The following is a 26,130-nucleotide window of genomic DNA, read 5'->3' on the forward strand; positions in this document are numbered from 1 at the left end:
AAAAGGTGGCGCCCCCATTCGCGAGCAGGCTCGCTCCCACAAGGATCACCGTGTACCTGTGGGAGCGAGCCTGCTCGCGAAGCTTTTAAAGGGCGAAAGGCAGAGGCGTGTTGACCGTCTGCCGCTGCGCCAGGCGCAACTGGAACTCCATCGGATCGTGAATCAACACATCCTGCCCGGCGAACGACTCCGCGGCGATCAAGCGTGACAACCAGAACCGTACGCAAGCCACCCGCAGCATGGTCGGCCACAACTCGGCTTCCGCAGCGGTGAACGGTCGCAAGGCTGCGTAAGCGCCCAGCAAGGCCCGCGCTCGCGGTCCATCGATCACGCCATCGTCGTCCGAGCACCAGTCGTTCAAGGCAATCGCCACGTCGTAGAGCATCGGCCCGGAGCAGGCGTTGTAGAAATCGATCAGCCCGGTCAGGTGCGTGCCTTCGAACATCGCGTTGTCGCGGAACAGGTCGGCGTGAATGTTCGCCCGCGGCAGTGCCAGGATTTTTTCTTTATGCCGGGTGATTTCTTCCAGCGCCCGTTGCAGCAGGTCTTTCTGCTCGGCACCGAGGTGCGAGAGGAACTGCGTGCCCTCTTCCAGCATCCAGTCCAGGCCGCGATCGGTTTTGCGCTTGATCATATTGGCCTGGGTCGCCAGGTGCAGATGGCCGAGCAACTCACCGACCTGTGCGCAATGTTGTGCGTTGGCTTGCTTGATATGCTTGCCGGCCAGGCGTGGTTGCAGCAGCGCAGGTTTGCCCGCCAGTTCGCGCAAGGCCACGCCGTCTGTGGTACGCAGGGCGTAAGGTACCGGCAGGTCGGCGCCGTGCAGCACGTCGAGCAGTTCGATGAAGAACGGCATTTCCTGAACCGGACCGCGCTCGACCAGGGTCAGTACAAATTCGCCCTGCTCCAGGCTGATAAAGAAATTGGTGTTTTCGCTACCGGCGGCAATCCCCTGGAAATCAAGCAGGCGGCCGAGGCCATAAGGGGCGAGAAAAGCTTCCAGCTCGGGCCGAGCCAGGGGGGTGAACACAGACATGTTTAAGCTGCCAGTACGGGCGCCGCTGTTGAGCCAGCGCCGATTAAAGTTAGGGACGACTTACCACTTAAAAATTTCCCACGCCGGAATAAGCATATCCGGGTAGTCGGAGCGGATGAAGTTTCCCTCCGAGCCATCCGCGCGCACCAGGAAATACGGCTTGCCGCCTTTGGGTGTGACTTTGATCGCATACAGGAAGCCGTTTTGGCGATATTCCTGAATGAGCTTGTCCCCTTCCGTACGAATGGTGACATCCGGTTCCGGCGATGGCGCATCGTCCGCCGCCATGACGGCCAATGGTGCGATTGCAAACAATCCAGCCAGCAACAGGCGATTTAGTGTGCGCATGATAACCTTGTCCCTTTGTCGTCAACGGTCCCGCTATTCTAGCGCCGGACCCGCCGAAAAGGTTGATCCTGCTCATGAGCCAAGCCCCCCTCGTCCTGGTGGACGGTTCTTCTTACCTGTACCGCGCCTTTCACGCGCTGCCGCCGCTGACCACCTCCAAAGGCCTGCCGACCGGCGCGGTCAAGGGCGTGTTGAACATGCTCAAGAGCCTGCGCAAGCAGTATCCGGACAGTCCGTTCGCCGTGGTGTTCGACGCCAAGGGTGGGACTTTTCGCGATGACATGTACGCCGAATACAAGGCCAACCGTCCGAGCATGCCTGACGACATGCGCGTGCAAATCGAGCCGCTGCACCAGAGCGTGATCGCCCTGGGCTTCCCGCTGCTGTGCGTCGAAGGCGTCGAGGCCGACGACGTGATCGGCACTCTGGCCCGCAGCAGCGCGGCGGCGGATCGTCCGGTGATCATCTCCACCGGCGACAAGGACATGGCGCAACTGGTCGACGGTCACATTACCTTGGTCAACACCATGACCGGTAGCAGCATGGATGTGGAGGGCGTGAAGGAGAAATTCGGCGTCGCTCCCGAGCAGATCATCGATTATCTGGCGCTCATGGGCGATTCGTCCGACAACATTCCGGGCGTTCCGGGTATCGGTCCCAAGACCGCGTCCGGCCTGCTGGTGGGTGTGAACGGCGGCCTGACCGAACTCTATGCGCAACTCGATATCGTGCCGACCCTGCCGATTCGTGGCGCCAAGACCTTGCCGGCCAAGCTTGAAGAGCACAAGGAAATGGCTTTCCTTTCCTATCAGTTGGCGACCATCAAGATCGACGTGCCGCTGGACGTTGGGCTCGACGACTTGCAAATGGGTCCTGAAGATCCGGCCAAACTCTACGAGCTGTACACCCTGCTGGAATTCAAGAGTTGGCTGAACGACCTTGATCGCGACGCCAAACGCCTGGAACTGAGCGCTGCCGCCGAGCCTGCACCGGCCGCCGATCTGTTCAGCGAACCAGAGGCCGACCCACCGGTCGTCGCCGCTGGAGCCGTCTATGAAACCATCCTCGATCAGGCGGGGTTCGATGCCTGGCTGGAAAAACTGAAAAACGCCAAACTGTTTGCCTTCGACACCGAAACCACCGGCATCGATGCGCAGCAGGCACGACTGGTGGGCCTGTCGTTCGCGGTTCAGGCCAACGAAGCGGCCTACATTCCGTTGACCCATTCCTACATCGGCGTGCCGCAACAGCTGGACCGCGACACTGTTCTGCGTGCGCTCAAGCCGATTCTGGAGGACCCGAACAAACTCAAGGTCGGCCAGCACGCCAAGTTCGACATGAACATCCTGGCCAACTGCGCCATCGGCGGCGATCAGGACAACGGCATTACCGTGCGCGGCATCGCCTTCGACACCATGCTCGAGTCCTACGTGCTCAACTCCACGGCCACGCGTCATGACATGGACAGCCTGGCGCAGAAGTACCTGGACCACACCACGGTGAGTTTCCAGGACATCGCCGGCAAAGGCGTGAAACAGCTGACGTTCGATCAGATCGCCCTGGAGCAGGCCGGGCCTTACGCCGCCGAAGATGCGGATATCACCTTGCGTCTTCACCAGACTCTCTTCGAAAAACTGTCGGCCATTCCAAGTCTGGCCAGCGTGCTGACCGACATCGAAATCCCGCTGGTGCCGGTGCTGGCGCGCATTGAGCGCCAGGGCGCTTTCGTCGACGCTGCCCTGCTGGGTGTGCAAAGCATCGAACTGGGCGACAAGATGGTGGCGCTGGAGCGTGAAGCCTTCGAGATTGCCGGCGAAGAGTTCAACCTCGGTTCGCCCAAGCAACTGGGCGTGATCCTTTACGAAAAGCTTGGCTTGCCGGTATTGAAGAAAACCGCCAAGGGCCAGCCATCCACCGCCGAAGAAGTGTTGGCCAAACTGGCCGAAGACGACTATCGATTACCCAAAGTGCTCATGGAATACCGCTCCATGAGCAAGCTGAAAAGCACTTACACAGACCGTCTGCCGGAGCAGATCAACCCGCGTACCGGGCGGATCCATACCTCGTACCACCAGGCGGTGGCATCCACCGGGCGGCTGTCCTCCAGCGATCCGAACCTGCAGAACATTCCGGTGCGCACCGCCGAAGGGCGTCGCATTCGCCAGGCCTTCGTGGCCCCGGCAGGTTACAAGCTGCTGGCGGCGGACTATTCGCAGATCGAACTGCGGATCATGGCGCACCTGTCCCGCGACGAAGGGCTGATGAACGCCTTCCGCCACAATCTGGACGTGCACACCGCGACCGCCGCCGAAGTGTTCAAGGTTGAACTGGCGGACGTGACCTCCGATCAGCGCCGCAGTGCCAAGGCGATCAACTTCGGACTGATCTATGGCATGGGGGCGCAGAAGCTCGGCAAGGACATCGGCGTCGACACCAAGACCGCCAAGGCCTACATCGATACCTACTTCACTCGATATCCCGGCGTTCGCCAGTACATGGAGCGCACCCGTGCGCAGGCGGCGGAACAAGGTTACGTGGAGACACTCTTCGGACGTCGCCTGTACCTGCCGGACATCAACTCCAACAAGCCGCAAGAGCGCGCCGCCGCGGAACGCACAGCGATCAACGCACCGATGCAAGGCACTGCGGCGGACATCATCAAGAAAGCCATGATTGCGGTGGATAACTGGCTGACCACGTCTGGCCTCGATGCCAAAGTCATTTTGCAGGTGCACGATGAACTGGTGCTTGAGGTGCGTGAAGACCTGGTCGACCAGGTTCGCGATGAAATTCGCGTGCACATGAGCGAGGCCGCGAAACTGGATGTCCCGTTGCTGGTCGAAGTGGGTGTCGGAAATAACTGGGACGAGGCTCACTGAGCCTTCTTGTAGGAGCCAGCTCGCTCCTACAGAAAATTGTCGTGTTCTGCTGTGGCATAGTGCCGCGGCAGAAGGGCGCAAATCGCTTAGTCCGGAAGGCGCTTAGCGTTATTTCAAAGCCATTTGAAAAAAATCTGAACTAATCTTGTGAACTACCACTCAGAGTTACTGAATGGCTGGTGAAGCCCTTCGATGCTCCTATGTTGTGTTAAGTGTTGGCAGATATCTGGACCCCGCCCTAGCGGTCTAGAGCTTGAACCCCGGAACTTCTCCCTCCCCATATGAAGCCCGGGGTTTTTTTTGCCTCGAGAAAACTGCCTGCGTGCGCCGCAGGCAGTTTTCTCGGCACTTACTGAGCTTCTACTTCGGCACCCTTGTCCGCCAGCTCCATCCATCCAGCCAGTACGGTGTAGGCATCTTCCAGGCCCATGCGCTTGGGGGCCGAGAATAGCTGGATCGTCACGAGATCACCCCAGCCCTTGCGGATTTCTGCCTGAACCTTGAGCAGCGTGTTCTTGGCCGCGCCATAGGTCAGCTTGTCCGCTTTGGTCAGCAGAATGTGCATCGGCATGCCGGCAGCCACGGCCCAGTCGAGCATCAGCAGGTCGAAATCGGTCATCGGATGGCGGATGTCCATCATCAGGATCAGACCTTTCAAACTCTCGCGACCACCCAGATATGCCTCCAGGTGACGCTGCCAGTGTTGCTTGAGCGGGATCGGTACTTTTGCATAACCGTAGCCCGGCAGGTCGACCAGACGGCGTTCATCGTCTAGCTTGAAGAAGTTCAACAGTTGCGTGCGCCCCGGGGTTTTCGAGGTGCGCGCCAGGCTGGCGTGGGTCAGGGTGTTCAAGGCACTCGACTTGCCGGCGTTGGAACGCCCGGCGAAGGCGACTTCGAAGCCCTCGTCATCCGGACATTGGTCGACTTTGGCGGCGCTGAGCATGAAGGTGGACTGTTGGCACAGACCGAGGATGGGATTCTTGAGTTGCATGGGATTTCCGATGTGGGCGGCGCCAGGAATGGGTGCGGCAAGCAGTGTCGCTTCCGTTTCAGTGACGCCAGTATATAATGCCGCAGATTTTGTGTGCGCTTTGTCCCAGCGTAGGATGAAGTTCACGAGAGCGACAGACCTTGATTGCGCACTAGAACGCAGCACGCTCTCAACCCTGAAAAGGTCGTTTTATGACGAAATGGCTGCTAGCTGCCGGTGTCTTGATGCCGCTTTACAGCGCTCAGGCTACACAGGATCCGCAAGCTGTGTACAACCGTGTTTGTGGTGCCTGTCATTCCGGCCAACTCCCCATGGCGCCGAAAAAAGGCGATCAGGAAGCCTGGACGCCGAGGTTGGCGAAAGGTATGGAGACGCTGGTGCAACACGTGACCCAGGGTTTCAAGGCGATGCCGCCGCGTGGTTTGTGCATGGACTGCAGTGCCGAGGATTACCAAGCCATCATCCTTTGGATGAGCGAGTAAGCCCGGTCCATAACTCTTAACCCTTAGCCGTAGTTGGATTAGCTGATGAAGAAATTGATCGTGAGTCTGCTGTTGACCGTGGGCATCTCCGGCATGGCCCATGCTGCAGGTGAAGCAGTACAACCGGGTGATGCAAAAGCCGGCCAGGCCAAAGCTGCCGTCTGTGGCGCCTGCCACGGCCCGGATGGCAACAGCATGGCGCCAAACTTTCCAAAACTGGCAGGTCAGGGTGAACGCTACCTGACCAAGCAATTGCATGACATCAAGTCGGGCAAGCGCACCGTTCTGGAAATGACCGGTCTTCTGACCAACCTGAGCGATCAGGACCTGGCGGACATCGCCGCCTACTTCGCCAGCCAGAAAGGCAGCGTCGGCGCCGCCGATCCGAAAGTCGTCGCTCGCGGTGAAGCCCTGTTCCGTGGTGGTGACATGGCCAAGGGTATGCCAGCCTGCACCGGGTGCCATTCGCCAAATGGCGCAGGTAACGCGGCTGCCGGTTTCCCGCACCTCGGCGGCCAGCACGCTCAATACATCGCCAAGCAACTGACCGACTTCCGCAAGGAAGAAGGCGGCCGCAACAACGACGGCGATGCCAAGACCATGCAGACCATTGCCAAGAAGCTGAGCGACGAAGACATCGCCGCGGTGTCCAGCTACATTCAAGGCCTGCACTAAGGCCGGCGGATCGGGTGTTGAACAGGGTGCTTATCGCCTGCAACGTTAACGCTCGATTAATCCGTGACAGCCAGTATAAAAAGGGTGGCCTTGGCCGCCCTTTTTTGTGGCCGCTGCCGTTACACTACAGAACTCAAGCCCGCCAGGATCTGTCTGAAAACAAGTCGCGCGAGGCGATAAAATTTGTCCAGGAGTGAAGCATGCGTAATCTGATCATCAGCGCCGTTTTTGCCGCTGCCAGCCTGCTCGGCATGACCGCCCAGGCTGCTGAAGCCCCCGCCGCACCTTATGTGGAACTGAGCAATCCGGTTCCGGTCGCTGTGCCTGGCAAGATCGAAGTGGTAGAGCTGTTCTGGTACGGCTGCCCGCATTGCTACGCCTTCGAGCCGGTGATCAATCCGTGGGCGGAGAAGCTGCCTTCGGACGTGAACTTCGTCCGCATTCCTGCGATGTTCGGTGGCCCGTGGGACGCCCACGGTCAGATGTTCCTGACCCTTGAAGCCATGGGTGTCGAGCACAACGTTCACGCCGCGGTGTTCAACGCGATTCAGAAAGAACACAAGAAACTGACCGACAAGGATGACATGGCCGACTTCCTCGCTACCCAAGGCGTGGACAAGGACAAGTTCCTCGCGACCTTCGACTCTTTCGCTATCAAAGGTCAGATCGTCAAGGCGCGTGAACTGGCCAAGAAGTATGAAATCACCGGCGTTCCAACCATGATCGTCAATGGCAAGTACCGGTTTGACGTGGGTTCTGCCGGCGGTGCCGAACAGGCCCTGCAACTGGCCGACAAACTGATCGACAAAGAGCGGGCGGCTAACAAGGCTGCCGCCAACTAAGGGCAGTCACTGCCATGCGCCGATGGGGTACTGAACGCGTCGTTGGCCGGCATGATCCGCGGGTCAACGAGCATCATCTGGAGTCCACGGGCCTGCCCGTAGACAGTCGTCTGCGCTTGCTCAGCTTCAATATCCAGGTCGGCATCAGTACCGAGCGTTATCGGCATTACCTGACCCGGGGCTGGCAGCATCTGCTGCCGCACACCGGGCGTGCCGACAATCTGCAGAAAATCGGCAATCTGCTGGGCGATTTCGATCTGGTCGCCTTGCAGGAAGCCGATGGCGGCAGCCTGCGGTCAGGCTACGTCAATCAAGTCGAACACCTGGCCCAGCTCGGCGCCTTCCCCTACTGGTATCAACAACTCAATCGCAACCTTGGTCGCCTGGCCCAGCACAGCAATGGCGTGCTCAGTCGATTGCGCCCGTGGGCCATTGAAGATCATCCGTTGCCGGGGCCAAAAGGTCGCGGAGCCATTCTGGTACGGTTCGGCGAAGGCCCGGAAGCGCTGGTGGTGGTCATGATGCACCTGGCGTTGGGCGCCCGGGCGCGCAGCCTGCAATTGGCCTACATCCGCGAGTTGATTGGCGACTACAAGCATCAGGTACTGATGGGCGACATGAACACCCATGCCAGTGACCTGCTGCAAAACTCCGCGTTGCGCGATCTCGGCCTGCTTGCGCCGCAACTGGAAGCGACGTTTCCCAGCTGGCGCCCGCAGCGCTGCCTGGACCATATCCTGCTGAGCCCGAGCCTGACCCTGGAAAAGGTCGAGGTACTGGCACAGCCCATTTCCGATCACCTGCCGGTCGCGGTAGAGATTCGTTTGCCGGGTTCGCTCACGGCCGATGCAATTCCCGCGTTGAGTCCTGCCCTTCGCGGAACCTCTGAATGAGCGACGAAGCACAGCGCTGGAAAGAGAAATACCTCAAAAGCATCGAACAACAGGAAAAGCTCGAACATCGCTGGGACGCGCGGCTCGACTTGCTGCGTCGTGGGCTGGTGCGCAGCACCCTGGCAGCGGAAGGTACCGACCGCGCCGTTGACCAATGCATGAAGGAAATGCGTGAGGTCGTGCGTACCGACGACATGGACGCCGGCCTGGCCGCGCTGATTCCACGTCTGGAAAAAGCCGTGCTCGACTCTGAACAGCGTCGGGAAACCCGGGTCAACCAGACCAGTGCCGCCCTGACTGCGCTGGTCACTCAGCTGCAAACATTGCCGCTGCCACGGGATGTGAGCCGGCCACTCAAGAGTTTCGCCAAGCAACTGGAGGCGCGGGTCAGTCAGGCACGTGAGATACCGTTGTTGCTCAGCGAGTTGAGTGGCTTGCAAGGCAAGGCCCTGAGCCAGCTGGAAACCCCGGCGGAACCCGATCGGCCTGGCTTGCTGCAGCGGTTGTTCGGCGGTCGTGAAGCGCAGGAGACGGCGGCCTCAACGGCTACTTCTCCTGCGCTGGCTGCCCCTGTAGCCGAGAGCCCTGCGGCGATTATCGCGTCGGCCCCGGTCGTGATTGAGCCAGCAATCTGCGAGGTACCCGCTGTTGAGCGAGCTGAGGACGAGTCCGCGCCGACTGAGCCAGCCGTGGCTTTTGCCCCCCCGGCTGCGGAGCCTCAGCCAGCCAGTGCAGCTGCGACAGAAATCGAATCGGCCGAGCAACCAGCTCCGGAAACCATCGCGACGCCTCCGGAGTCGGAACCAAACCCCGACGAGCTGACCGCGCAAGCGTCGCCGGATAACTCGCCCTTGCCTCCGACTCCGAGGGAGGAAGTGGCTGTCGCCGATCAGGCACATTCCGAACACGACATTCTCTACGCACTCCCGGACTCCCCCGAGCCCTCCTACAGTTCGGTGGCCAGTCACATCGAAGACACGCTGCTAGGGCTGCTCGAAGACCTGACATTGCCCGAACGTTATCGCCCGCAAGCCGAATCCATGCGCGATCGTCTGAAAAACGGTTTGAACTGGTACGAATTGCTGCCGATCCTCGACGACTTCGCCACGTTGATGCTGGCCATTACCGACAGCGGCCAGCATGAGTTCGAAGCCTATCTACAACGATTGAACGAACGCCTCGAATCGTTCCAGAGCAACTTGCAGGCCGCCACCGCAGGGCACGCCGACAACCGTTCGGCTGCGCGGCAGATGGACACGCAGATTCGCGAACAGGTCGATGGCTTGCAAAGCAGCATGCAGGAAGCCGCGGACCTGGAAGATCTCAAGCACGTCCTGGAAAACCATCTCGAAGGCTTGCTGGGCACCATGGACCAGCACCAGAAACAGCGCGATGAGCGCGAGCAAGAGGTCGCTGCGCGCTTGCACAGCCTGGCCGAGCGGGTCGCCCATATGGAGCAGGAGGCCCAGGGCTATCGCGAGCATCTTGAAGAACAGCGGCAGAAGGCACTGGTCGACCCGTTGACCGGGCTGCCCAACCGTGCAGCCTGGAGCGAGCGCCTGGATCATGAAGTCACGCAATGGCAGCAACATGGCAACACGCTGCTGCTGGCCATGCTGGATCTCGATCATTTCAAGCGTATCAATGATAACTACGGGCACCTGGCCGGTGACAAAGTGTTGAAAATCATCGCCAGTGTGCTGCGCAAGCGACTGCGCGGGACGGATTTCATTGCCCGGTTTGGCGGCGAAGAGTTTGTGCTGTTAATGCCATCCACGGTGTCGGCGGCGGGGCTGAAGTTGCTGGAAAGCTTGCGTGCCTCGATTGAGGCCTGTCCGTTCCACTTCAAGGGAGAGCCGGTGACCATCACTGTGTCTATCGGAATGACGGCGTTCAGGCCGGGAGAGCACGGCGATCAAGTGCTTAAAAGAGCCGATCAGGCGTTGTATCGTGCAAAAAATGCCGGTCGCAATCGGGTGGAGCCGGGCTGACTATCATTTGTTCCATTTTGTTTAATTCGATGCGATTGCCGTCCGCTTGCAAGGCATTACGTTACACTGTTGCATTATTGTCTTGTGTGTACTGCCTTTCGCCATGAAATATTTTGCTCTGATCGTATCGCTGATTGTGCTTGCCGGCTGTGCCAGCGGTCCCCGTTTCGACACCAGCCACCCTTCGGCCAATCACGACAGCCGCGTGCAATTTGTGGTGGTGCATTACACCAACGCCTCGCTGGAGCGTTCGTTGCAATTGCTGACCCACGGTGAAGTCAGCAGCCATTACCTGATCGGCGACGACAAGGGCGCCACCATCTACAAGCTGATGGATGAAAATGTGCGCGCCTGGCACGCCGGGGAGAGCGAGTGGAATGGCCGCACCTGGCTGAACTCCAGTTCCATCGGTATCGAAATCGTCAACCCAGGCTTCAAGGACACCCCGACCGGACGCGTGTGGTATCCCTACACCGAAGATCAGGTCCAGTCGTTGATCGTGTTGCTCAAGGACATCAGCAAACGTCACGGCATAAAGCCAAGCGACATCATTGGCCATAGCGATATTGCACCCTTGCGCAAGCTGGACCCGGGGCCGCTGTTCCCCTGGAAGCGTCTGGCCGACGAAGGCTTGGGCCTCTGGCCGAATGAACAGTCGGTGGCGCGCCAGCAAATGTTGTTCGCCGAGCAGTTGCCGAGCATCAGCTGGTTTCAGGCGCAGTTGACCCGCTTGGGTTATGCCTCGCCACAAACCGGCGAGCTCGATGTCGCGACACGACATGTGATAGCGGCATTCCAGCTGCATTTCCGTCCGGCGCGCTTCGACGGCACTCCGGATGCGCAAACTGCAGCGCTACTTTTGGTGTTGAATCAGTCAAAATAATGACGCCGCCCGACGGTACGGGCATTTTCCCAATCAGCAGCTATAACTCATTGGTAATCCTTCGGATATTACACAATGCCTGCTGCTCGAGAGACCTTCCGTAGTTGGTTCCATCGCCCCTGGTTTCTGGGGCTGATGTCTGCTGTCTTGAGCACAACGTTACTGATGGCCGGCAGCCTGTTTGTCGCCATTCACCAGATCGAGCAAAACGAAAGCGAAGAAATGAATGCTCAGGGTGAGCGCTTCCTCGCCCGCCTGGAACAGCTCTTCGGGCAACTACGCGAAAGCCTTGACGACCTTGAAGCGCAGCCGTTGCGCGGCTGCGATGCGGACATGATCGCGACCTTGCAGCAGGTTACGTTCAATTATCGCTTCGTCTACGAAGCCGCCTACATGGACTCCTCGCGAATCTGCTCCAATCGCCCTCGCCAAGAGGGGTTGTCGCTGAGTCGATCACCAGACATCAAAGGCCCGACTTACAGTTATTGGCTCAACACCACTACAGAACCCGACGAGAACCGCGCCGCGCTGATGCTCGGGCGCGGGAATTTCCGGGTCGCGACCTCTCGCGGGCATTTGACCGATATGGTCGACCTGTCGCCGGGTAGCAGTCTGCTGGTGGTCCTTGACCATGGCGCGCGCGCGATTCCTGTGCTGGGCGCTTCTCAGGCCTGGCCGCCGACCGAGGCTTGGCCACCGAGAAACCGTGATGCACTGCAGATAACCCAGACGCGCCTGATATACCGTATGCCCACCGACAACCCGGAATATCAATTGGTGTTGATCAGCCCGCGCAGCGGCGTGCATATTCCGGCGGTCTGGTGGTGGCTGCTGCCGGCCAGCCTCGCGCTGGGCATATGCGTTGGTTTCCTGGTGTTTCTGCTGGTGCGCCAGCGGCAGTCGCTGGACGCCGAACTGACCGGCGCGATTCGCCGTGGCGAGTTGCAGGTGCTGTATCAACCGATCTTCGACCTCGATAGCCGCAACTGTGTCGGGGCTGAAGCGCTGCTACGCTGGCGCAGGCCGGACGGTACTCTGACCAGTCCCGACCTGTTCATCCCGATGGCGGAGAACACCGGGCAGATTCGCCAAATGACAGACTTCGTCCTGCAACGCCTGCTCGAGCAACTCGGCCAGTTGCTGCGTGCCAACCCGCAACTGTACATTTCGGTCAATCTCGCGGCGTGTGATGTGATGGTTCCGCGGATTGGTCAGGTGATGGCGCGGCTGCTGACCCTGCACCGTGTCGCTGCGCAGCAAATTGCCTTTGAGGTCACTGAGCGCGGGCTGGTCGATGTGGTGGTGGCCCGGGAAAACCTGCAGTCGTTGCGGGATGTCGGGCACCAGGTGTTGATCGATGACTTCGGCACCGGCTATTGCAGCCTCGCCTATTTGCAAACCCTGCCGGTGGATTGCCTGAAAATCGACAAGGCGTTCATCGATGCGTTGGGCCATGACGCCGCAAGCAGTGGTGTGGCCCCGCACATCATTCACATGGCCCAGTCGCTGCACCTGAAGGTGATTGCCGAAGGCATCGAACATGAGGCCCAGGCCGAATTCCTCAGCAGCGAAGGCGTGAAGTTCGGCCAGGGGTGGCTGTTCGCCCGCGCGCTGAGCGCCGTGCAGTTCATTGAATTGATAACCCGGGGCCGACGCCTGGCCGGCGCTGGCCGACGTCTGGATGACGAGGCGTGAAGGTGAGCTAAACGGTCAGTGCCATGTAGAACTGAGTACCTTGCCCCGGCCGTGAGTAGACGCCCATGCGCCCGCCATGCAATTGCACGATTTCCTTGCACAAGGCCAGGCCGAGCCCGGCCCCGCCCTTCTTGCGTCCGACCTGTACGAACGGCTCGAAGATCCGCCCCTGTTGGCCGTAGGCGATGCCTTCGCCGTTGTCCTCGACACTGATGATGACCCGGTCGCCATGGCGCCGGGCCTGCAGGCGTATCCGCCCGCCGGAGCCGGTGTGACGCAAGGCATTGTCGAGCAAGTTGTCGAGTACCCGGTCCAGTTGTGGCTGGTCGGCCTGTAACCGCGGCAAAGGCCCCTGCACTTCCACCAGCAGACTGATTTCCTTCTCTTCGGCCGATGTGGCAAAGCGTGATTGAGCCTGTTCCAGCAATGACTCGATGGAACATGGCGCCAGGGTGAGTTTCTGCAAGCCGTTCTGGTAACGGGAGAAATTCAGCAGGTCATTGATCAACTGCATCAGCCGCTGCATCTGTTCATTCACGGTATCGAGCAGGTCGGCTTCCCGGGAATCCGGGGCAAAGTGAGCGCGCTCGCGGAACAATCCGAAAGCCATGTGCATGCCGGTGACCGGTGTGCGCAACTCATGGGAGGCGCGCAATACGAATTCGCTGCGTACCCGTTCGAAGGCACGCTGTTCCGTGACGTCATGCAGCACCATCACGGCACCGAGAATATGTCCCTGGGTATGGCTTACCGGGGTCAGGCTATAGGTCAGTAGCCGCGACTCGCCATCGACTTCGATGCTCAGGTCTTCCGGCACCCGCTCCAACGTGCCGCCGCGCAGCACCAGTTGCAGCTGCTCATCGAGTTCGGGGCGCTCCAGCGCCGTGCCCAACCCTAGACCCAGGCGATCGGATTCCCAGCCCAGCTGGCGCTGGGCCACAGGGTTAAGGTGTTCCAGATGACCCTGACGGTCGATCATCAGCAGTCCGTCGTCAATGCTGTCGAGCACGGCCTGCAAACGCTGCTGACCGGCCAGCAGTTCATCGACGTTAGTGGCCTGATGCTCTCGCAGCGCTTGGGCCATGATCCCGAAACGCCGGGTCAGCTGGTTCAGCTCCACCGCCGAAGAGATTGGCAGGGTGACATCGTAATTGCCCTGGCCGATATTGTCCGCCGCCATGACCAAAGCCTCGATGGGCTCCCCGAAGCGCCGGGCGATGGTCTGCGCGGTCACGAAGCCGACGATCAGCACCGCCAGCCCCACCAGGCCAAGCAATCCGGCAATCAGCAGCGCCTGCTCCCGGGCCTGACGCTCGGTATCGTTGATGTTATCCAGTGCGCGCTTGTGCTCGGCGATCAGGCCATTGCGTAGCGCGTTGAATTTTTCCGTCAGGTTGCCGTTGCTGCCGAGCGCATTCGACGGGCCCGGGGTGGTTTCATAAGCCTGGATAAAGCGCTCGTAGTCGGCCTTGGCTTTTCTGAAGCCGTACTCGCCTCCGGACTGCGCTGGCTCCTGGGCGATGCCTTCCTCCAGCAGTTCGAAGTAATGCTGCTTCGAGGCGGCGAAAGCGGCGGAGTCAGGTTTCTCGCTGAGCATCATGATCAGTTGATCACCCAGGGTCTGACGCAGCTTGAGCCCCAGGTCCAGAGTGACGAAGTTGTTGCGGGTGGGCACTTCCCGGCTGCCGGCCATCTGCATCACGCTGACCAGCCCGAGCAAGAGCCCGAGCAACGCGATGGTCATCAGTGCGGAGATGCTCAGGAACAGCCGGGTCCGCAATTTCATCGCCAGTTTCATCCGCTGTTGCTCACAAGTTGTACTGTTTGCGTTTGCGGTACAGCGTCGAGGCGTCGATGCCCAGGGTTTTCGCCGCTTGATCCAGGGTGTCGGCAGTGGCGAGGACCGCGCCGATGTGAGCTTTCTCCAGCTCATCCAGGCTCAGTGCCGCGCCGATACGCGGTGCGTTGTGGACCGGGGTTTCAGCCATGCCAAGATGACTGATCTCGACCCGCTCCTGCGGACAGATGATGCTCGCCCGCTCGATCACGTTGCGTAGCTCACGGATGTTGCCCGGCCAACGATAGTCCAGCAGTGCTTCCCGGGCCTCGTCGCTGAAGGCGCGCGCGGGACGGGCGTATTCCTTGACGAAGCGTGCGAGGAAACGATCGGCGAGGTTGAGAATATCTTCGCGGCGCTCGCGTAGCGGTGGCAGGTGCAAGGTAATGACATTCAGGCGATAGAGCAGGTCTTCACGGAAGCGACCGTCGCGGGCCATGTCCTCAAGGTTGAGGTTGGTGGCCGCAAGGATGCGCACATCGGCGCGACGGGTTACTGGATCTCCGACACGCTCATATTCTTTGTCCTGAATGAAACGCAGCAACTTCGGTTGCAATGTCAGGGGAAAGTCGCCGATCTCGTCGAGAAACAGTGTACCGCCATCAGCCTGGTTGACTCGGCCCAAGGTGCTTTCGCTGGCACCGGTGAAGGCGCCGCGGCTGTGGCCGAAAAGTTCGCTTTCCATGAGTTCAGCGTTCAGCGACGGGCAGTTGATCGTGACGCAGGATTTCTTCGCGCGTTTGCTCCAGCCGTGGATGGCTTGGGACAGTTCGCCCTTGCCGGTACCGGATTCACCAAGAATCAGGATATTGGCATCGGTGGTGGCAACCTGGCGGGCGGTTTCGAGTACCACTTTCATGGCCGGGCTGTGGGAGTCCAGACCATCCTTGGGCTTGCGTACTTCACCTTCCAGGGCTTCCAGTCGTGCCGACAGTTGCCGCACTTCCAGTTGCTTGGCGGTTGCCAGGCGCAATTGATCGGGGCTGCACGGTTTGACCAGATAGTCGGCGGCACCGGCCTGAATCGCATCCACTGCGGTGTCGACGGCCGAGTGCGCAGTGACGATCACCACCCGCATCCAAGGCGCCTGGATACGCATCTGGGCCAGCACATCGAGGCCGTTATCCTCACCCAGACGCAAATCGAGGAAGCACAGGTCGAAGACCTGTCGCTGCAACAGGACTTCTGCCTGCGCGGCGCTGGTAGCGGTGGCCACGCTGTAGCCTTCGTCTTCGAGGCAATAACGGAAAGTACGCAGGATGGCGGACTCATCATCCACCAGCAGAATGCGGCCTTGATGCTCAGTGGCTGATTCCATTTTCCTACGCTCCTTAATGAATAACCTTTATTTAGTCTCAGAGAAATCGGGCAATTTACATGATTGATTCTGAGCCATTCCTGCCATGGCAGGGTAGCTTTCATCCCACGTATCGCTTTGCCAGCTGATTTCACCGGTCCTTTAATGGAAGCCCGGTTTCTTACAAAAACCAGCGTGTATTTCTGACATCTGCGCCCTCCTCTCAATTCAAAAAATTTACGCATTCCTTCAAACGAATCGTGCAATACGCACGACTACGCAAGTGGCATCGTGCAGGATGCGTGCGAGGTGATTTTTTTATTGATTGTAAGTTATTGAAATTAAAGAGAACTAAAGCGAATCAAGGCTGGCATGCAGGCTGCAATTGTCTGATTAACCAGGGCATTCGGAAACATACGCCCGTATCGAATACCGACCCCAGTGGCAGGAGCTCCAGGATGAATCGTCAACGTGCCGCCCACCGGCACCTTTCGCCTGTGCATATCCAGCAAGGGCTGTTTGCTGTACTGGCGCTGTTGATCACCCTGATCGGCGGCCAGCAGTTTCAGCGCTGGGAGCAGGGCCAGCAGGCTGAAACGCCACGTCTGTCGATTCAGCATCCGACCCAAACCCATTTCAGCGCGGTCGGCAGCGGTCAGGCCGATAGCACCCCGATGCGGATGATGGGTGTCGACCAAGCCGGGCCTGTGGGTGAGATACGTCATCAGGAACGTTGGGTGTTCTAGGCAAAACTTCTGCGCACCCGATGCGCCGGGAAACGCAGCACTTCTAAACACAAGCGTAGGGAGAATTACCATGTTGAGCTGGGCAATCACATTCCTGGTCATCGCCATCGTCGCTGCCGTACTGGGTTTCGGTGGAATCGCGGGCACCGCCACAGGTATCGCCAAGATTCTGTTTGTGGTGTTCCTGGTGATGTTCGTTGCTTCCTTCTTCTTTGGCCGCCGTGGTCGAAGCTGACATGAATGGTTTGTTCGAGGCACTGGCAGCCGCCCGGTTAATGAAGCAACTGAAGAAAGATCCGAACGGGTATTGAGTTCGCACATGAGGTAGGCCACAGCGCCTCTTTCCACCTGCGTCGCCTGAGGAAGGTTGGCGCATGACCAAGGGGTCGGGACGTTCTGCCTGTTTCAGGGGCGGAGTGACCTACGGGTACAGGGAGTGCCTGCGCAAGGGCCGGGTCAGGAGAAGCTGCTGCGCAAGTTCGCCGGACCGTCCTGGTTCGACGGGCTTGCGAAGGGCTTGATCATGCAAAACATTGAAATAGAGCGTTCGTTTCGGTGTCATCACCGTTATCGCGTTCTCATCCTGATTGCGTCGGAAAATACTTTTCCCGGTGTTTCACCAGCGACCGTATATCGAGAAAAATCACCTTTTTTTGGCCGCGATTTTTCGTTTCGTCCTGCGGGATTCTGCTGAAAAATCAATCCTCGGCCACGGCTCAAAAAACATTCAATCTGCTCTGTGATGGCCGGTTCACGGCACTTATGCCTGCCGAAATGTCGCATTCGAACCGGTTGGGACGCACGACTCACTAAAAAAACCTCATGCCGATTCGGCATAGGGTAGGCGTTTACAGCATTAGACGGCGCTTACTTGCATCGGAATAGTTGCGCCTTTTTTCGCCTGCCAGAAAGCCGCAAACACGGGTTCCGGGGCACCTTATACGGGGGGAAGATGCACTAGACTTTTTCGCCATAAGCGTTCCAGTTCGCGCATCTCCCTGAGTCAAACAACAATTAAGGGTAAAGATATGAAGAAGGCAAAGCTTAGCCTCGCCTGGCAGATCCTCATCGGTCTGGTATTGGGGATTGCAATCGGTGCGCTGCTCAACCATTTCAGTGCTGAAAAAGCCTGGTGGATCAGCAACGTCCTGCAACCGGCAGGCGATATCTTTATCCGTCTGATCAAGATGATCGTAATCCCGATCGTCATCTCCTCCCTGATTGTCGGCATTGCCGGCGTCGGTGATGCCAAGAAGCTGGGGCGTATCGGCTTCAAGACCATCATTTACTTCGAGATCGTCACCACCATCGCTATCGTGGTCGGTCTGCTGCTGGCCAACCTGTTCCATCCGGGTGCCGGCATCGACATGAGCACCCTGGGTACTGTGGACATTTCCAAGTACCAGGCCACGGCGGCCGAGGTTCAGCATGAACACGCGTTCATCCAAACCATCCTCAACCTGATTCCGTCGAACATCTTTGCGGCCATGGTTCGCGGCGAAATGCTGCCGATCATCTTCTTCTCTGTATTGTTCGGTCTCGGATTGTCGAGCCTGCAGGCGGACCTGCGCGAGCCGCTGGTGAAGATGTTCCAGGGCGTATCGGAAAGCATGTTCAAGGTCACTCACATGATCATGAACTACGCCCCGATCGGCGTGTTCGCACTGATCGCGGTAACCGTGGCCAACTTCGGCTTCGCGTCGCTGATACCGCTGGCCAAGCTGGTGATCCTGGTTTACGTCGCCATCGCCTTCTTCGCTTTCGTGGTCCTGGGCCTGATCGCTCGCCTGTTCGGCTTCTCGGTGATCAAGCTGATGCGCATCTTCAAGGATGAGCTGGTGCTGGCCTACTCCACCGCCAGTTCCGAAACCGTGCTGCCGCGCGTGATCGAGAAGATGGAAGCCTACGGCGCGCCGAAAGCCATTTGCAGCTTCGTGGTGCCGACCGGTTACTCGTTCAACCTCGACGGTTCGACCCTGTACCAAAGCATCGCGGCGATCTTCATTGCCCAGCTGTATGGCATCGACCTGTCGATCAGTCAGCAACTGTTGCTGGTACTGACGTTGATGGTCACCTCCAAAGGCATCGCCGGCGTACCAGGCGTGTCCTTCGTGGTACTGCTGGCTACCCTTGGCAGCGTCGGTATTCCACTGGAAGGCCTGGCGTTCATCGCCGGTGTCGACCGCGTCATGGACATGGCCCGTACCGCACTGAACGTGATCGGCAACGCCCTGGCTGTTCTGGTTATCGCTCGTTGGGAAGGGATGTACGACGACGCCAAGGGCCAGCGCTACTGGAACTCCCTGCCGCACTGGCGCAGCAAGGAAAAACTGCCGGCAGGTGAAATTTCCAGCAACTGACACAAATCTCCTGTAGGAGCTGGCTTGCCAGCGAAGACGGCTTCGAGCCTTGCATTGCCAGCTATGACGCCTTCGCCGGCAAGCCGGCTCCTACATCGGTTATGTGGTGCGTATGTACAAACCCCGGAGAAATCCGGGGTTTGTCGTTTCTGGCCACCCCGCTATCATTCGCGGATCTTTTGGGGGATTTGACTGATGCTCAATGGCCTGTGGCTTGGCTTCTTCATCGTGGCAGCCGTATCGGCGCTGGCGCAGTGGCTGATCGGCGGTAATGCCGGGATTTTCGCGGCAATGGTGGAAAGCATTTTTTCCATGGCCAAGCTGTCGGTCGAAGTCATGGTGCTGCTGTTTGGCACCCTCACCCTCTGGCTGGGTTTTCTGCGCATTGCCGAGAAAGCCGGGATCGTCGAATGGCTGGCCAAGGCCCTGGGTCCGCTGTTTTTGCGCCTGATGCCTGAAGTCCCGCCTGGTCATCCGGCCATCGGCCTGATCACCCTGAACTTCGCTGCCAACGGCCTGGGCCTGGACAACGCCGCCACGCCGATCGGTCTCAAGGCCATGAAAGCGCTGCAAGAACTCAATCCCAGCGCTACTGCCGCCAGCAACGCACAGATCCTGTTCCTGGTGCTCAACGCCTCCTCGCTGACCCTGCTGCCGGTGACCATCTTCATGTATCGCGCCCAGCAAGGCGCGCCCGACCCGACGCTGGTGTTCCTGCCGATCCTGTTGGCGACCAGTTGCTCGACCATTGTCGGCTTCCTGTCGGTGGCGTTCATGCAGCGCCTGCGCATCTGGGACCCCGTGGTGCTGGCTTACATGATCCCCGGTGCCCTCGCCCTTGGTGGGTTCATGGCGTTACTGGCGACCCTTTCGGCGACCGCGCTGGCCGGTCTGTCATCGATCCTCGGCAACCTGACGCTGTTTGGCCTGATCATGCTGTTTCTGCTGATCGGCGCGCTGCGTAAGGTGAAGGTCTACGAGGCCTTCATCGAGGGTGCCAAAGAGGGGTTCGACGTTGCCAAAAACTTGCTGCCCTATCTGGTGGCGATGCTCTGCGCGGTGGGCGTATTGCGAGCCTCCGGTGCGCTGGACTTCGGCCTGGAAGGGATTCGCCATCTGGTCGCGTGGGCCGGCTGGGACACGCGATTCGTCGATGCGCTGCCGACGGCGATGGTCAAACCTTTCTCCGGTAGCGCTGCCCGGGCGATGCTGATCGAAACCATGAAGACCTCGGGCGTCGACAGTTTCCCGGCGCTGGTGGCGGCAACGGTCCAAGGCAGTACCGAGACGACATTCTATGTCCTGGCGGTGTACTTCGGCTCCGTGGGCATCCAGCGTGCGCGCCATGCCGTCGGTTGTGCATTGCTGGCGGAGTTGGCCGGGGTGCTGGGTGCAATCGGGGTTTGCTATTGGTTCTTTGGTTGATCGGCCCTGTCAGCCAATGCTTTCAGCGCCGCCTTGCGCCCGCCCGCCGGCAAGGCGCCGAGCTTCTCCACGGCAGCATAAAACCTGAGCCAATCGCCATCCACCTGATGGAACAGCGCGGCAAATGCCGGTACCCATTGGTCGTATAAACCAAACGGCAACAGCCGGGCATTGTTCATCGGGGCATAGATCCAGGCGTCGTAGCGTTTGTCTGCGGCCCACTGACTGTCACGCAACTGCCGGTATTCGCTGCGCAAGCGCTCGAACTCGGCAGCCTTGCGCTGGCGCATTTGTCCGGTTGGCAACGGCAAGGCGTAGAGCTTTTCCAGTCGGGTGCGGGTCTTGAGCACCAACGCCGTGAACTGGTTGCGCTGACGCGCCTGCGCATTGTCATCCGGTGGCAGGAGGCGGTAGGCGCGCCATTGGCGAGTACCTTCCTGCTCGACGAAGGTGGCGAAGGATTCGTTGAACTCCGTGTCGTCCTTCACATAGAAGCGTTGATGGGCCAGCTCGTGAAAGATCAGCGTGGCCAGTCGCTCGTCCCCCCAGCCCATCATCGAACTGATGATCGGATCGTTGAACCAGCCGAGTGTCGAATAGGCCTCGACACCGCCTATCGACACGTCCATGCCCTGCAAGCGTTGCAAAGCTGCTTCGCCGCGGGCTGCACTCTGGCTGTAGTAACCGCGATAAGCCACGCAACCGGCGATGGGGAAGCAGTGGTTTACGGGTTTGAGGGAAAACTCCGGCGTGGCGAAGACATTCCAGACGACGAAGGGGCGCCCGATGTCTGCGTACAAGCGGTAACTTTGGTTATCCGGCAGGTGCAATTGCTGGCTGGCGAACGTTCGGGCTTTTTGCGATTGCTCCAGGTGTGTACGCAGTTTTTGATCGCGCGCCGGGTCGGCAACCACGCTGGAAACCGGCTCCCTCGCCCGCAGCAACTGCAGTTGGCCGCTGGCCAGTTGGTTGTAGTAGCTGACGCCGGCGCAACCGTTGAGCAACAAAAACATCGCACCCGGAAACAAAACGCGAAAAACGCGATCAAGTAATCCAAGGCTAGGAAGCGGCCTGAACACAATAATTCTTCCTTGGAGAGTCTTTGCGCAAGATTATCCCGCCTGACTGGAGTTCTGCTATGCGCATGTTGATACTGATAGGAGGCCTGCTGATGCTGGCCGGCTGTGCTTTTTTCGGACTACCCCGCCCTGATCCTGCGCAAGCCTGGATCGACCTGGACTCGAAGCAAGAAGATACGACTTTGCAGGCGCTGGAGGTCGATGACAAGGCTACCGACGACAAACGCTATTTCCAGGTCCAGCCCGGTAGCCATGAGCTGACGGTCCGCTACCAATTCTCGGTCCAGCCCACCAACATCGGCCCTGATGCCGAACCATTGTGGCGCGATTGCCAGCTGAACGTGAAATTCAACGACTTCAACGCGGGCGAGCGTTATCGGCTAAAGGTGGGGAACATCGGTTTTCGGCCTTGGGCGAAACTCTACGATGAACAGCGAAAAGTGATTGGCCAAGGCACGCCTGCGGGCTGTCAACACTCCTGATCGGCGTTATGCTGAATGTATAACCCCTTGGGACATTCATCATGTACAGGTTGATGCTGTTGCTGGCTGCCAGCATTGTCGCTGGCTGTCAGAGCCCGATGCCGACGGCTAATCCAAAGATGGCCTGGGTCGAATTCTCCACGCCCTTCCCTAACGATAAGTTGCTGATGGCTGAGCGTCTGGATAAACAGCGCTTGGCCGACGGGCGTTTTTTTGAGGTTATGCCAGGCAGCCATGAACTGATTGTCCGCTTCGACTTCGAAGTACCTGGTGGCGGGGGCTTGAACATGATGAGCGGCCCTTCTGAACGCATATGTTACTTGACCATCAACTTCGATCATTTCGAAGCCGGTCAACGTTATGTGCTTGAAGGCCGCTCGATTGCCTTCATCCCTGAAGCCAGGCTTTACAATGCCAAGCGGGAGATCGTTGCAGAAGATCGGGAGTCTTACTGCTTGATGTGAGGTGTCAGCGGTCGTTCTTCTGGTAGATGATTTTCTTGGTGCCGTTTTCGCACGAGCCAACGACCATGTTCTGGTCGTGTACTTCGTCGTTGGTGACGATCTCAAGCGTATAGGAAGTGACACCACGGGCCTGGATCTTGGCTTCGATCTCGGCCTTGAGTTCTTCGCAGGGTTTCGGCGCCGCGAGGGCCGAAGTGGCCAGTGCGCAACAGATAACCGCCAGGGTAAATCGTTTCATGGTTGAAGCTCCTTTGACGCAGCGCGCACAGTCATGGGTTTTTGCTGCTGTCATTTATTCGACCACAGTTTTAGCGGGCAAGTCTGTCGCGACACAAAAAAGATCGCGGCCTTAAGCACTTTTTGCCGAAAGATCCCGGCAGGTTGTTCAAGGCAGCGATCTTTTGTTCTCAACGACAATCTAGTCGACCAATGTTGCCTCCAGGCCGATCTTCGCATTCAGCACCTTGGACACCGGGCAGACCTGTCCGATCAATCTGCTTTTTTCGCGGGATTTTTTACCAGGCTATTGAAACTCGGGTATATGCCCACATTGCATGTACACGCTTTTGGATTCGGCAGGTTTCCATTCGCAAGAACAAACCTGCACCCTCATTTGGAGAAGCAGGTTTATGAAACGACTGTCCGATATCAAGTTCTCGACCCTCGATCTGGTGCCGGTGCGGGAGAACGGCAGCGTGGCCCAGTCGCTGCGCAATTCGCTGGACCTGGCGCGGCACGTCGAGAAATTTGGTTACAACCGCTTCTGGGTGGCTGAGCACCACAATATGGACGGCATCGCCAGTTCCGCGACTTCGGTACTGCTCGGTTATCTGGCCGGTGGCACGTCGACCATTCGAGTCGGTTCGGGTGGGGTGATGTTGCCCAACCACGCACCGTTGGTGATTGCCGAGCAGTTCGGCACCCTGGAAAGTCTTTATCCGGGCCGCATTGACCTGGGCCTGGGGCGCGCACCCGGTTCCGACCAGATGACCGCACGTGCGCTGCGCCGTGAACGCTCCGGCAGCGCTGACGATTTCCCGGAAGATGTCGCGGAGCTGGTGCGCTATCTCGGGCCGCGTACTCCGGACCAACGCATTATCGCCATGCCGGGCACCGGGACCAATGTGCCAGTCTGGTTGTTGGGTTCGAGCCTGTTCAGTGCGCAACTGGCCGGTGAGCGTGGTTTGCCCTACGCCTTCGCATCGCATTTCGCACCGCGCTACATGCATGAAGCGATTCGGGTCTACCGCAATCACTTCAAGCCGTCAGCCGTTTTGGACAAACCCTACGTGATGCTCGGCGTGCCTTTAGTGGCAGCCGATACCGACGAGCAGGCCGATTACCTGGCGACTTCGGTGTTCCAGCGGATTCTCGCCCTGATGCGTGGCCAAAGCCTGGTACAGCGTCCACCGGTGAAGACCATGGACGGCCTGTGGCTGCCCCATGAGAAAGAGGCCGTGCACGATTTCCTTGGCCTGGCCATGATCGGCAGCCCCCAGAAAATCCGCGCCAAACTCGAGGTCCTGATCGAACAGACCCAGGCTGACGAGCTGATTTTCACCAGTGACCTGTACGAACATTCGGATCGCGTGCATTCCTACGAGTTGCTGGCGCAGGTCATGCGAGGCTGATTCTCAAACGGCAGGCATAAAAAAGCCGGCGCCATGGCGTCGGCTTTTTCATTCAGGCGGGAATCGGCCTACTTTTTATAGACGATCACTTTGGCGCCTGCTTCGCATTTGCCAACTACTTGCCCGCCGGCAGCGGCACCTTTATCGACAATCTCCAGCGAATATCCGGAAACGCCCTTGGCATCAAGTTTCGCTGCGATTTCGGCTTTCAGCTCTTCGCATGGCTTGCCGCCCGCCAATGCGGTCCCTGCAAGGCTCAACAAACCTACTGCCAACATAAACTTCTTCATCGGTTGCATTTTCCCTGGTCGGATCATAGGGGTAACCAGCCGTCAGCCGGACGCGCTCATGGAGCGCTTTGCCATTCCCTATGGCATTCGGCTGGCGTGCAAGTTCAGAAGACTAGCCCAAAGTCAGCTGCTGGCAATCCGGAACCCGACTTTCAGGGTCACCTGAAAGTGCGCAGCCTTACCGTCCCTGATGTGCCCACGGGTCTCGGTCACTTCAAACCATTCCATGTACTTGATGCTCTTGCTGGCTTCGGTCAGAGCGTTGTTGATTGCATCTTCGATACTGCTGGTGGACGAGCCAACCAGCTCGACTTTTTTGTAGGTGTGATGGTCAGACATGGCGTTCTCCTCGGCGTGTGAATTACAGCCTAGCAGTGATTTTTCCTATTTTTTCTGTTGGTCGCTCTGTGGATGAAGTTCAGGTTTTCTGCACTTTCTCGAACCCCTGAAGTCCCAATCAACACATGCCACTCATCACCAATGCAGGAGAGCCACCATGGCCAACACCTCGTTACGCAAAGCCTCATTGCAAAGCATGGAAGCCGAGATCGAGAGTCTGCTCAAGTCTTTGGAAAGCTTGAAGGACGACACCTCGGACGAGTCGCGTAAAACACTCAAGACCCTGAAAAGCAACGCCGAGAATGCCTTGAAGCACTCGCGCCATTTGCTGGCCGACGCCTATGAAGAGGTCAAGGTCAAAACCCGCGAAACCGGGATTGCCACCCGGGACTACGCTCAGGAACACCCCTGGACAACAGCTGGTGTCGCCGTGGGCGCATTAGGTCTGCTGGCCGCTTATCTGTTGTGCAAGCGTGATTAATCCGTTCGACGCAGTTCGTTCTTGAGCCACTGCGCCAGTTGCCGGGCGCGCCCGTCCGCGGCGCGCTTGGGGAGCCACAACGCCAGGTGCGCCGGGGTTTCACTGAAGCCCCATGGTGCAACCAGGCGACCGGCCTTCAAGTCCTCCACCACCAAGGGTTCGGGGGCAATCGCCACGCCCAGACCCGCGACGGCGGCTTCCAGCAAGTAATACAAATGTTCAAATCCCTGACCGTACTTCAACGCCCTGGCGTCGAGGCCGCGTGGTTGCGCCCAGTTCGGCCAGGCTTGCGGGCGTGAGGTGGTGTGCAGCAAGGGTTCGCTCAGCAGCGCGGTTTCCGGCGCCTGCTTGAGTCGTTCATAGCCGGCGAACCGCGGGCTCATGACCGGGCCGATGCGTTCGCTGGTCAGCTCAAATACTTGCATGTCCGCCGGCCATGGTGGCTCGGCAAAGACCAGCAAGGCATCCAGCCCCGGTCTTCGCGGATCCAGATCGCCTTCTCCGGCCGACAGGTGCAGGCGCAAGTCCGGCAGGTCGGCATTGAGTCGCCCCAGACGAGGGATAAACCAGCGCGCCAGCAGGCTGCCCGAGCAACCAAGCACGAATGGCGCATCGGCTGTGCTTTGTGTGAGTTCGGCGCAAACGCTGCGCAGGCGCTCGAAGGCTTCGCTGCTGGCGTCACGCAGTCGTAACCCGGCATCTGTGAGTTTCAGGCCGCGACCGTCCTTGATGAACAGGCTTACGCCGAGGTGTTCTTCAAGCACCTTGAGCTGCCGGCTGACGGCCCCATGGGTGACGTGCAGCTGTTCGGCCGCCTGACTGACGCTGTTCAAGCGGGCAGTGGCTTCGAAGGCACGAAGTGCGTTCAGCGGAGGAAGGTCATGGCTCATGTAATATGTGAGTTTTCCTGACAGGTTGTAGCGATCTTATCGGTTTTCAGGTCGGGGCGTCAGGGGTAGAGTGAAGCCCACTATCTCTTTA

General features: G+C 58.9%; 27 protein-coding genes. 17 read left to right on the forward strand and 10 right to left on the reverse strand.

Annotated features, from left to right (window positions below):
- Positions 1–85: 85 nt before the first annotated feature.
- Together ACM6IK_RS20455 and ACM6IK_RS20460 are read right to left on the reverse strand one after the other, a co-directional pair.
- Positions 86–1,036, reverse strand: coding sequence for a homoserine kinase (locus tag ACM6IK_RS20455; protein ID WP_414875758.1), 951 nt, complete (start codon positions 1,034–1,036; stop codon positions 86–88).
- Between the two features lie 60 nt (positions 1,037–1,096).
- On the reverse strand, positions 1,097–1,384 hold the full coding sequence (locus tag ACM6IK_RS20460) for a DUF2782 domain-containing protein (RefSeq protein WP_223459216.1): 288 nt from the start codon (positions 1,382–1,384) through the stop codon (positions 1,097–1,099).
- Between the two features lie 74 nt (positions 1,385–1,458).
- On the opposite strand from ACM6IK_RS20460, the gene polA reads away from it, so the two are divergent.
- Positions 1,459–4,263 (forward strand): DNA polymerase I, encoded by a 2,805-nt coding sequence (polA, locus tag ACM6IK_RS20465; RefSeq protein ID WP_414875759.1) that lies wholly within the window; start codon positions 1,459–1,461, stop codon positions 4,261–4,263.
- A gap of 349 nt (positions 4,264–4,612) precedes the next feature.
- Here polA and yihA read toward each other — a convergent pair whose 3' ends face one another.
- On the reverse strand, positions 4,613–5,257 hold the full coding sequence (gene yihA / locus ACM6IK_RS20470; protein ID WP_008002192.1) for a ribosome biogenesis GTP-binding protein YihA/YsxC: 645 nt from the start codon (positions 5,255–5,257) through the stop codon (positions 4,613–4,615).
- 191 nt (positions 5,258–5,448) lie between these two features.
- Here yihA and ACM6IK_RS20475 point away from each other — a divergent pair, with 191 nt between their 5' ends.
- The 7 genes from ACM6IK_RS20475 (at position 5,449) to ACM6IK_RS20505 (ending at position 12,718) form a co-directional block, all read left to right on the forward strand.
- Positions 5,449–5,739 carry a c-type cytochrome gene (locus ACM6IK_RS20475; RefSeq protein ID WP_095942973.1) on the forward strand — a complete coding sequence of 97 codons (291 nt, stop codon included), beginning with the start codon at positions 5,449–5,451 and terminating at the stop codon, positions 5,737–5,739.
- Positions 5,740–5,784: 45 nt separating this feature from the next.
- The gene (locus ACM6IK_RS20480) at positions 5,785–6,414 is read left to right on the forward strand and encodes a c-type cytochrome (RefSeq protein WP_414875760.1); all 630 of its coding nucleotides are present in this window, start codon (positions 5,785–5,787) and stop codon (positions 6,412–6,414) included.
- 200 nt (positions 6,415–6,614) lie between these two features.
- A complete protein-coding gene (locus tag ACM6IK_RS20485; RefSeq protein WP_414875761.1) occupies positions 6,615–7,256 on the forward strand; it encodes a thiol:disulfide interchange protein DsbA/DsbL in 642 nt (213 codons plus the stop codon).
- A 14-nt stretch (positions 7,257–7,270) separates the two neighbouring features.
- Entirely contained in the window at positions 7,271–8,149 is an 879-nt protein-coding gene (locus tag ACM6IK_RS20490) for an endonuclease/exonuclease/phosphatase family protein (protein ID WP_414875762.1), read from the forward strand.
- On the forward strand, positions 8,146–10,140 hold the full coding sequence (locus ACM6IK_RS20495) for a diguanylate cyclase (RefSeq protein WP_414875763.1): 1,995 nt from the start codon (positions 8,146–8,148) through the stop codon (positions 10,138–10,140). Before ACM6IK_RS20490 ends, ACM6IK_RS20495 begins: the two co-directional genes overlap by 4 nt.
- Before the next feature lie 103 nt (positions 10,141–10,243).
- Positions 10,244–11,023: an N-acetylmuramoyl-L-alanine amidase gene (locus ACM6IK_RS20500; RefSeq protein WP_414875764.1), complete on the forward strand. Its 780-nt coding sequence runs from the start codon at positions 10,244–10,246 to the stop codon at positions 11,021–11,023.
- A 75-nt stretch (positions 11,024–11,098) separates the two neighbouring features.
- Positions 11,099–12,718 carry an EAL domain-containing protein gene (locus ACM6IK_RS20505; protein WP_414875765.1) on the forward strand — a complete coding sequence of 540 codons (1,620 nt, stop codon included), beginning with the start codon at positions 11,099–11,101 and terminating at the stop codon, positions 12,716–12,718.
- A 7-nt stretch (positions 12,719–12,725) separates the two neighbouring features.
- Here ACM6IK_RS20505 and ACM6IK_RS20510 read toward each other — a convergent pair whose 3' ends face one another.
- Entirely contained in the window at positions 12,726–14,516 is a 1,791-nt protein-coding gene (locus ACM6IK_RS20510) for an ATP-binding protein (protein WP_414875766.1), read from the reverse strand.
- 10 nt (positions 14,517–14,526) lie between these two features.
- Positions 14,527–15,873, reverse strand: a complete 1,347-nt coding sequence (gene algB, locus ACM6IK_RS20515; protein ID WP_414875767.1) for a sigma-54-dependent response regulator transcription factor AlgB — start codon at positions 15,871–15,873, stop codon at positions 14,527–14,529.
- Between the two features lie 437 nt (positions 15,874–16,310).
- On the opposite strand from algB, the gene ACM6IK_RS20520 reads away from it, so the two are divergent.
- The 5 genes from ACM6IK_RS20520 (at position 16,311) to ACM6IK_RS20540 (ending at position 20,383) form a co-directional block, all read left to right on the forward strand.
- A complete protein-coding gene (locus tag ACM6IK_RS20520; RefSeq protein ID WP_414875768.1) occupies positions 16,311–16,598 on the forward strand; it encodes a hypothetical protein in 288 nt (95 codons plus the stop codon).
- Between the two features lie 70 nt (positions 16,599–16,668).
- Complete coding sequence (locus ACM6IK_RS20525; RefSeq protein ID WP_223544890.1) at positions 16,669–16,833, forward strand: DUF1328 domain-containing protein; 165 nt, start codon at positions 16,669–16,671, stop codon at positions 16,831–16,833.
- A gap of 201 nt (positions 16,834–17,034) precedes the next feature.
- Entirely contained in the window at positions 17,035–17,292 is a 258-nt protein-coding gene (locus ACM6IK_RS20530; RefSeq protein WP_414875769.1) for a hypothetical protein, read from the forward strand.
- 334 nt (positions 17,293–17,626) lie between these two features.
- Positions 17,627–18,958 carry a glutamate/aspartate:proton symporter GltP gene (gene gltP / locus ACM6IK_RS20535; RefSeq protein ID WP_414875770.1) on the forward strand — a complete coding sequence of 444 codons (1,332 nt, stop codon included), beginning with the start codon at positions 17,627–17,629 and terminating at the stop codon, positions 18,956–18,958.
- 195 nt (positions 18,959–19,153) lie between these two features.
- Positions 19,154–20,383 carry a nucleoside recognition domain-containing protein gene (locus tag ACM6IK_RS20540; protein WP_414875771.1) on the forward strand — a complete coding sequence of 410 codons (1,230 nt, stop codon included), beginning with the start codon at positions 19,154–19,156 and terminating at the stop codon, positions 20,381–20,383.
- Here ACM6IK_RS20540 and ACM6IK_RS20545 read toward each other — a convergent pair.
- Positions 20,365–21,462, reverse strand: coding sequence for an aminopeptidase (locus ACM6IK_RS20545; protein WP_414875772.1), 1,098 nt, complete (start codon positions 21,460–21,462; stop codon positions 20,365–20,367). The genes ACM6IK_RS20540 and ACM6IK_RS20545 overlap by 19 nt on opposite strands.
- Positions 21,463–21,521: 59 nt before the next feature.
- Here ACM6IK_RS20545 and ACM6IK_RS20550 point away from each other — a divergent pair, with 59 nt between their 5' ends.
- Both ACM6IK_RS20550 and ACM6IK_RS20555 read left to right on the forward strand, forming a co-directional pair.
- Positions 21,522–21,944 (forward strand): hypothetical protein, encoded by a 423-nt coding sequence (locus ACM6IK_RS20550; protein WP_414875789.1) that lies wholly within the window; start codon positions 21,522–21,524, stop codon positions 21,942–21,944.
- Between the two features lie 41 nt (positions 21,945–21,985).
- On the forward strand, positions 21,986–22,408 hold the full coding sequence (locus tag ACM6IK_RS20555) for a hypothetical protein (RefSeq protein ID WP_414875773.1): 423 nt from the start codon (positions 21,986–21,988) through the stop codon (positions 22,406–22,408).
- Between the two features lie 4 nt (positions 22,409–22,412).
- Here ACM6IK_RS20555 and ACM6IK_RS20560 read toward each other — a convergent pair whose 3' ends face one another.
- A complete protein-coding gene (locus ACM6IK_RS20560; RefSeq protein ID WP_414875774.1) occupies positions 22,413–22,646 on the reverse strand; it encodes a DUF1161 domain-containing protein in 234 nt (77 codons plus the stop codon).
- 391 nt (positions 22,647–23,037) lie between these two features.
- Between ACM6IK_RS20560 and ACM6IK_RS20565 the strand changes: the two genes are divergently transcribed.
- Complete coding sequence (locus ACM6IK_RS20565; protein WP_414875775.1) at positions 23,038–24,039, forward strand: LLM class flavin-dependent oxidoreductase; 1,002 nt, start codon at positions 23,038–23,040, stop codon at positions 24,037–24,039.
- A gap of 68 nt (positions 24,040–24,107) precedes the next feature.
- Here the strand turns inward: ACM6IK_RS20565 and ACM6IK_RS20570 are convergent, their stop codons facing one another.
- Together ACM6IK_RS20570 and ACM6IK_RS20575 are read right to left on the reverse strand one after the other, a co-directional pair.
- Entirely contained in the window at positions 24,108–24,329 is a 222-nt protein-coding gene (locus tag ACM6IK_RS20570; protein WP_108218717.1) for a DUF1161 domain-containing protein, read from the reverse strand.
- A 123-nt stretch (positions 24,330–24,452) separates the two neighbouring features.
- On the reverse strand, positions 24,453–24,668 hold the full coding sequence (locus ACM6IK_RS20575; protein ID WP_015092929.1) for a dodecin: 216 nt from the start codon (positions 24,666–24,668) through the stop codon (positions 24,453–24,455).
- Positions 24,669–24,825: 157 nt separating this feature from the next.
- Between ACM6IK_RS20575 and ACM6IK_RS20580 the strand changes: the two genes are divergently transcribed.
- On the forward strand, positions 24,826–25,149 hold the full coding sequence (locus ACM6IK_RS20580; RefSeq protein WP_057397403.1) for a DUF883 family protein: 324 nt from the start codon (positions 24,826–24,828) through the stop codon (positions 25,147–25,149).
- Here ACM6IK_RS20580 and ACM6IK_RS20585 read toward each other — a convergent pair.
- Positions 25,146–26,039, reverse strand: coding sequence for a LysR family transcriptional regulator (locus ACM6IK_RS20585; protein ID WP_414875776.1), 894 nt, complete (start codon positions 26,037–26,039; stop codon positions 25,146–25,148). The genes ACM6IK_RS20580 and ACM6IK_RS20585 overlap by 4 nt on opposite strands.
- Positions 26,040–26,130 lie beyond the last annotated feature (91 nt).

Source organism: Pseudomonas sp. IT-196MI5, assembly GCF_949767415.1.
Classification (GTDB): domain Bacteria; phylum Pseudomonadota; class Gammaproteobacteria; order Pseudomonadales; family Pseudomonadaceae; genus Aquipseudomonas.

Bases quoted from the DNA above. Each gene is read 5' to 3' on its own strand.
- ACM6IK_RS20455 (WP_414875758.1), bottom strand. From the start codon at position 1,036: ATGTCTGTGTTCACCCCCCTGGCTCGGCCCGAGCTGGAAGCTTTTCTC.
- ACM6IK_RS20460 (WP_223459216.1), bottom strand. From the start codon at position 1,384: ATGCGCACACTAAATCGCCTGTTGCTGGCTGGATTGTTTGCAATCGCA.
- polA (WP_414875759.1), top strand. From the start codon at position 1,459: ATGAGCCAAGCCCCCCTCGTCCTGGTGGACGGTTCTTCTTACCTGTAC.
- yihA (WP_008002192.1), bottom strand. From the start codon at position 5,257: ATGCAACTCAAGAATCCCATCCTCGGTCTGTGCCAACAGTCCACCTTC.
- ACM6IK_RS20475 (WP_095942973.1), top strand. From the start codon at position 5,449: ATGACGAAATGGCTGCTAGCTGCCGGTGTCTTGATGCCGCTTTACAGC.
- ACM6IK_RS20480 (WP_414875760.1), top strand. From the start codon at position 5,785: ATGAAGAAATTGATCGTGAGTCTGCTGTTGACCGTGGGCATCTCCGGC.
- ACM6IK_RS20485 (WP_414875761.1), top strand. From the start codon at position 6,615: ATGCGTAATCTGATCATCAGCGCCGTTTTTGCCGCTGCCAGCCTGCTC.
- ACM6IK_RS20490 (WP_414875762.1), top strand. From the start codon at position 7,271: ATGCGCCGATGGGGTACTGAACGCGTCGTTGGCCGGCATGATCCGCGG.
- ACM6IK_RS20495 (WP_414875763.1), top strand. From the start codon at position 8,146: ATGAGCGACGAAGCACAGCGCTGGAAAGAGAAATACCTCAAAAGCATC.
- ACM6IK_RS20500 (WP_414875764.1), top strand. From the start codon at position 10,244: ATGAAATATTTTGCTCTGATCGTATCGCTGATTGTGCTTGCCGGCTGT.
- ACM6IK_RS20505 (WP_414875765.1), top strand. From the start codon at position 11,099: ATGCCTGCTGCTCGAGAGACCTTCCGTAGTTGGTTCCATCGCCCCTGG.
- ACM6IK_RS20510 (WP_414875766.1), bottom strand. From the start codon at position 14,516: ATGAAACTGGCGATGAAATTGCGGACCCGGCTGTTCCTGAGCATCTCC.
- algB (WP_414875767.1), bottom strand. From the start codon at position 15,873: ATGGAATCAGCCACTGAGCATCAAGGCCGCATTCTGCTGGTGGATGAT.
- ACM6IK_RS20520 (WP_414875768.1), top strand. From the start codon at position 16,311: ATGAATCGTCAACGTGCCGCCCACCGGCACCTTTCGCCTGTGCATATC.
- ACM6IK_RS20525 (WP_223544890.1), top strand. From the start codon at position 16,669: ATGTTGAGCTGGGCAATCACATTCCTGGTCATCGCCATCGTCGCTGCC.
- gltP (WP_414875770.1), top strand. From the start codon at position 17,627: ATGAAGAAGGCAAAGCTTAGCCTCGCCTGGCAGATCCTCATCGGTCTG.
- ACM6IK_RS20540 (WP_414875771.1), top strand. From the start codon at position 19,154: ATGCTCAATGGCCTGTGGCTTGGCTTCTTCATCGTGGCAGCCGTATCG.
- ACM6IK_RS20550 (WP_414875789.1), top strand. From the start codon at position 21,522: ATGCGCATGTTGATACTGATAGGAGGCCTGCTGATGCTGGCCGGCTGT.
- ACM6IK_RS20555 (WP_414875773.1), top strand. From the start codon at position 21,986: ATGTACAGGTTGATGCTGTTGCTGGCTGCCAGCATTGTCGCTGGCTGT.
- ACM6IK_RS20560 (WP_414875774.1), bottom strand. From the start codon at position 22,646: ATGAAACGATTTACCCTGGCGGTTATCTGTTGCGCACTGGCCACTTCG.
- ACM6IK_RS20565 (WP_414875775.1), top strand. From the start codon at position 23,038: ATGAAACGACTGTCCGATATCAAGTTCTCGACCCTCGATCTGGTGCCG.
- ACM6IK_RS20570 (WP_108218717.1), bottom strand. From the start codon at position 24,329: ATGAAGAAGTTTATGTTGGCAGTAGGTTTGTTGAGCCTTGCAGGGACC.
- ACM6IK_RS20575 (WP_015092929.1), bottom strand. From the start codon at position 24,668: ATGTCTGACCATCACACCTACAAAAAAGTCGAGCTGGTTGGCTCGTCC.
- ACM6IK_RS20580 (WP_057397403.1), top strand. From the start codon at position 24,826: ATGGCCAACACCTCGTTACGCAAAGCCTCATTGCAAAGCATGGAAGCC.
- ACM6IK_RS20585 (WP_414875776.1), bottom strand. From the start codon at position 26,039: ATGAGCCATGACCTTCCTCCGCTGAACGCACTTCGTGCCTTCGAAGCC.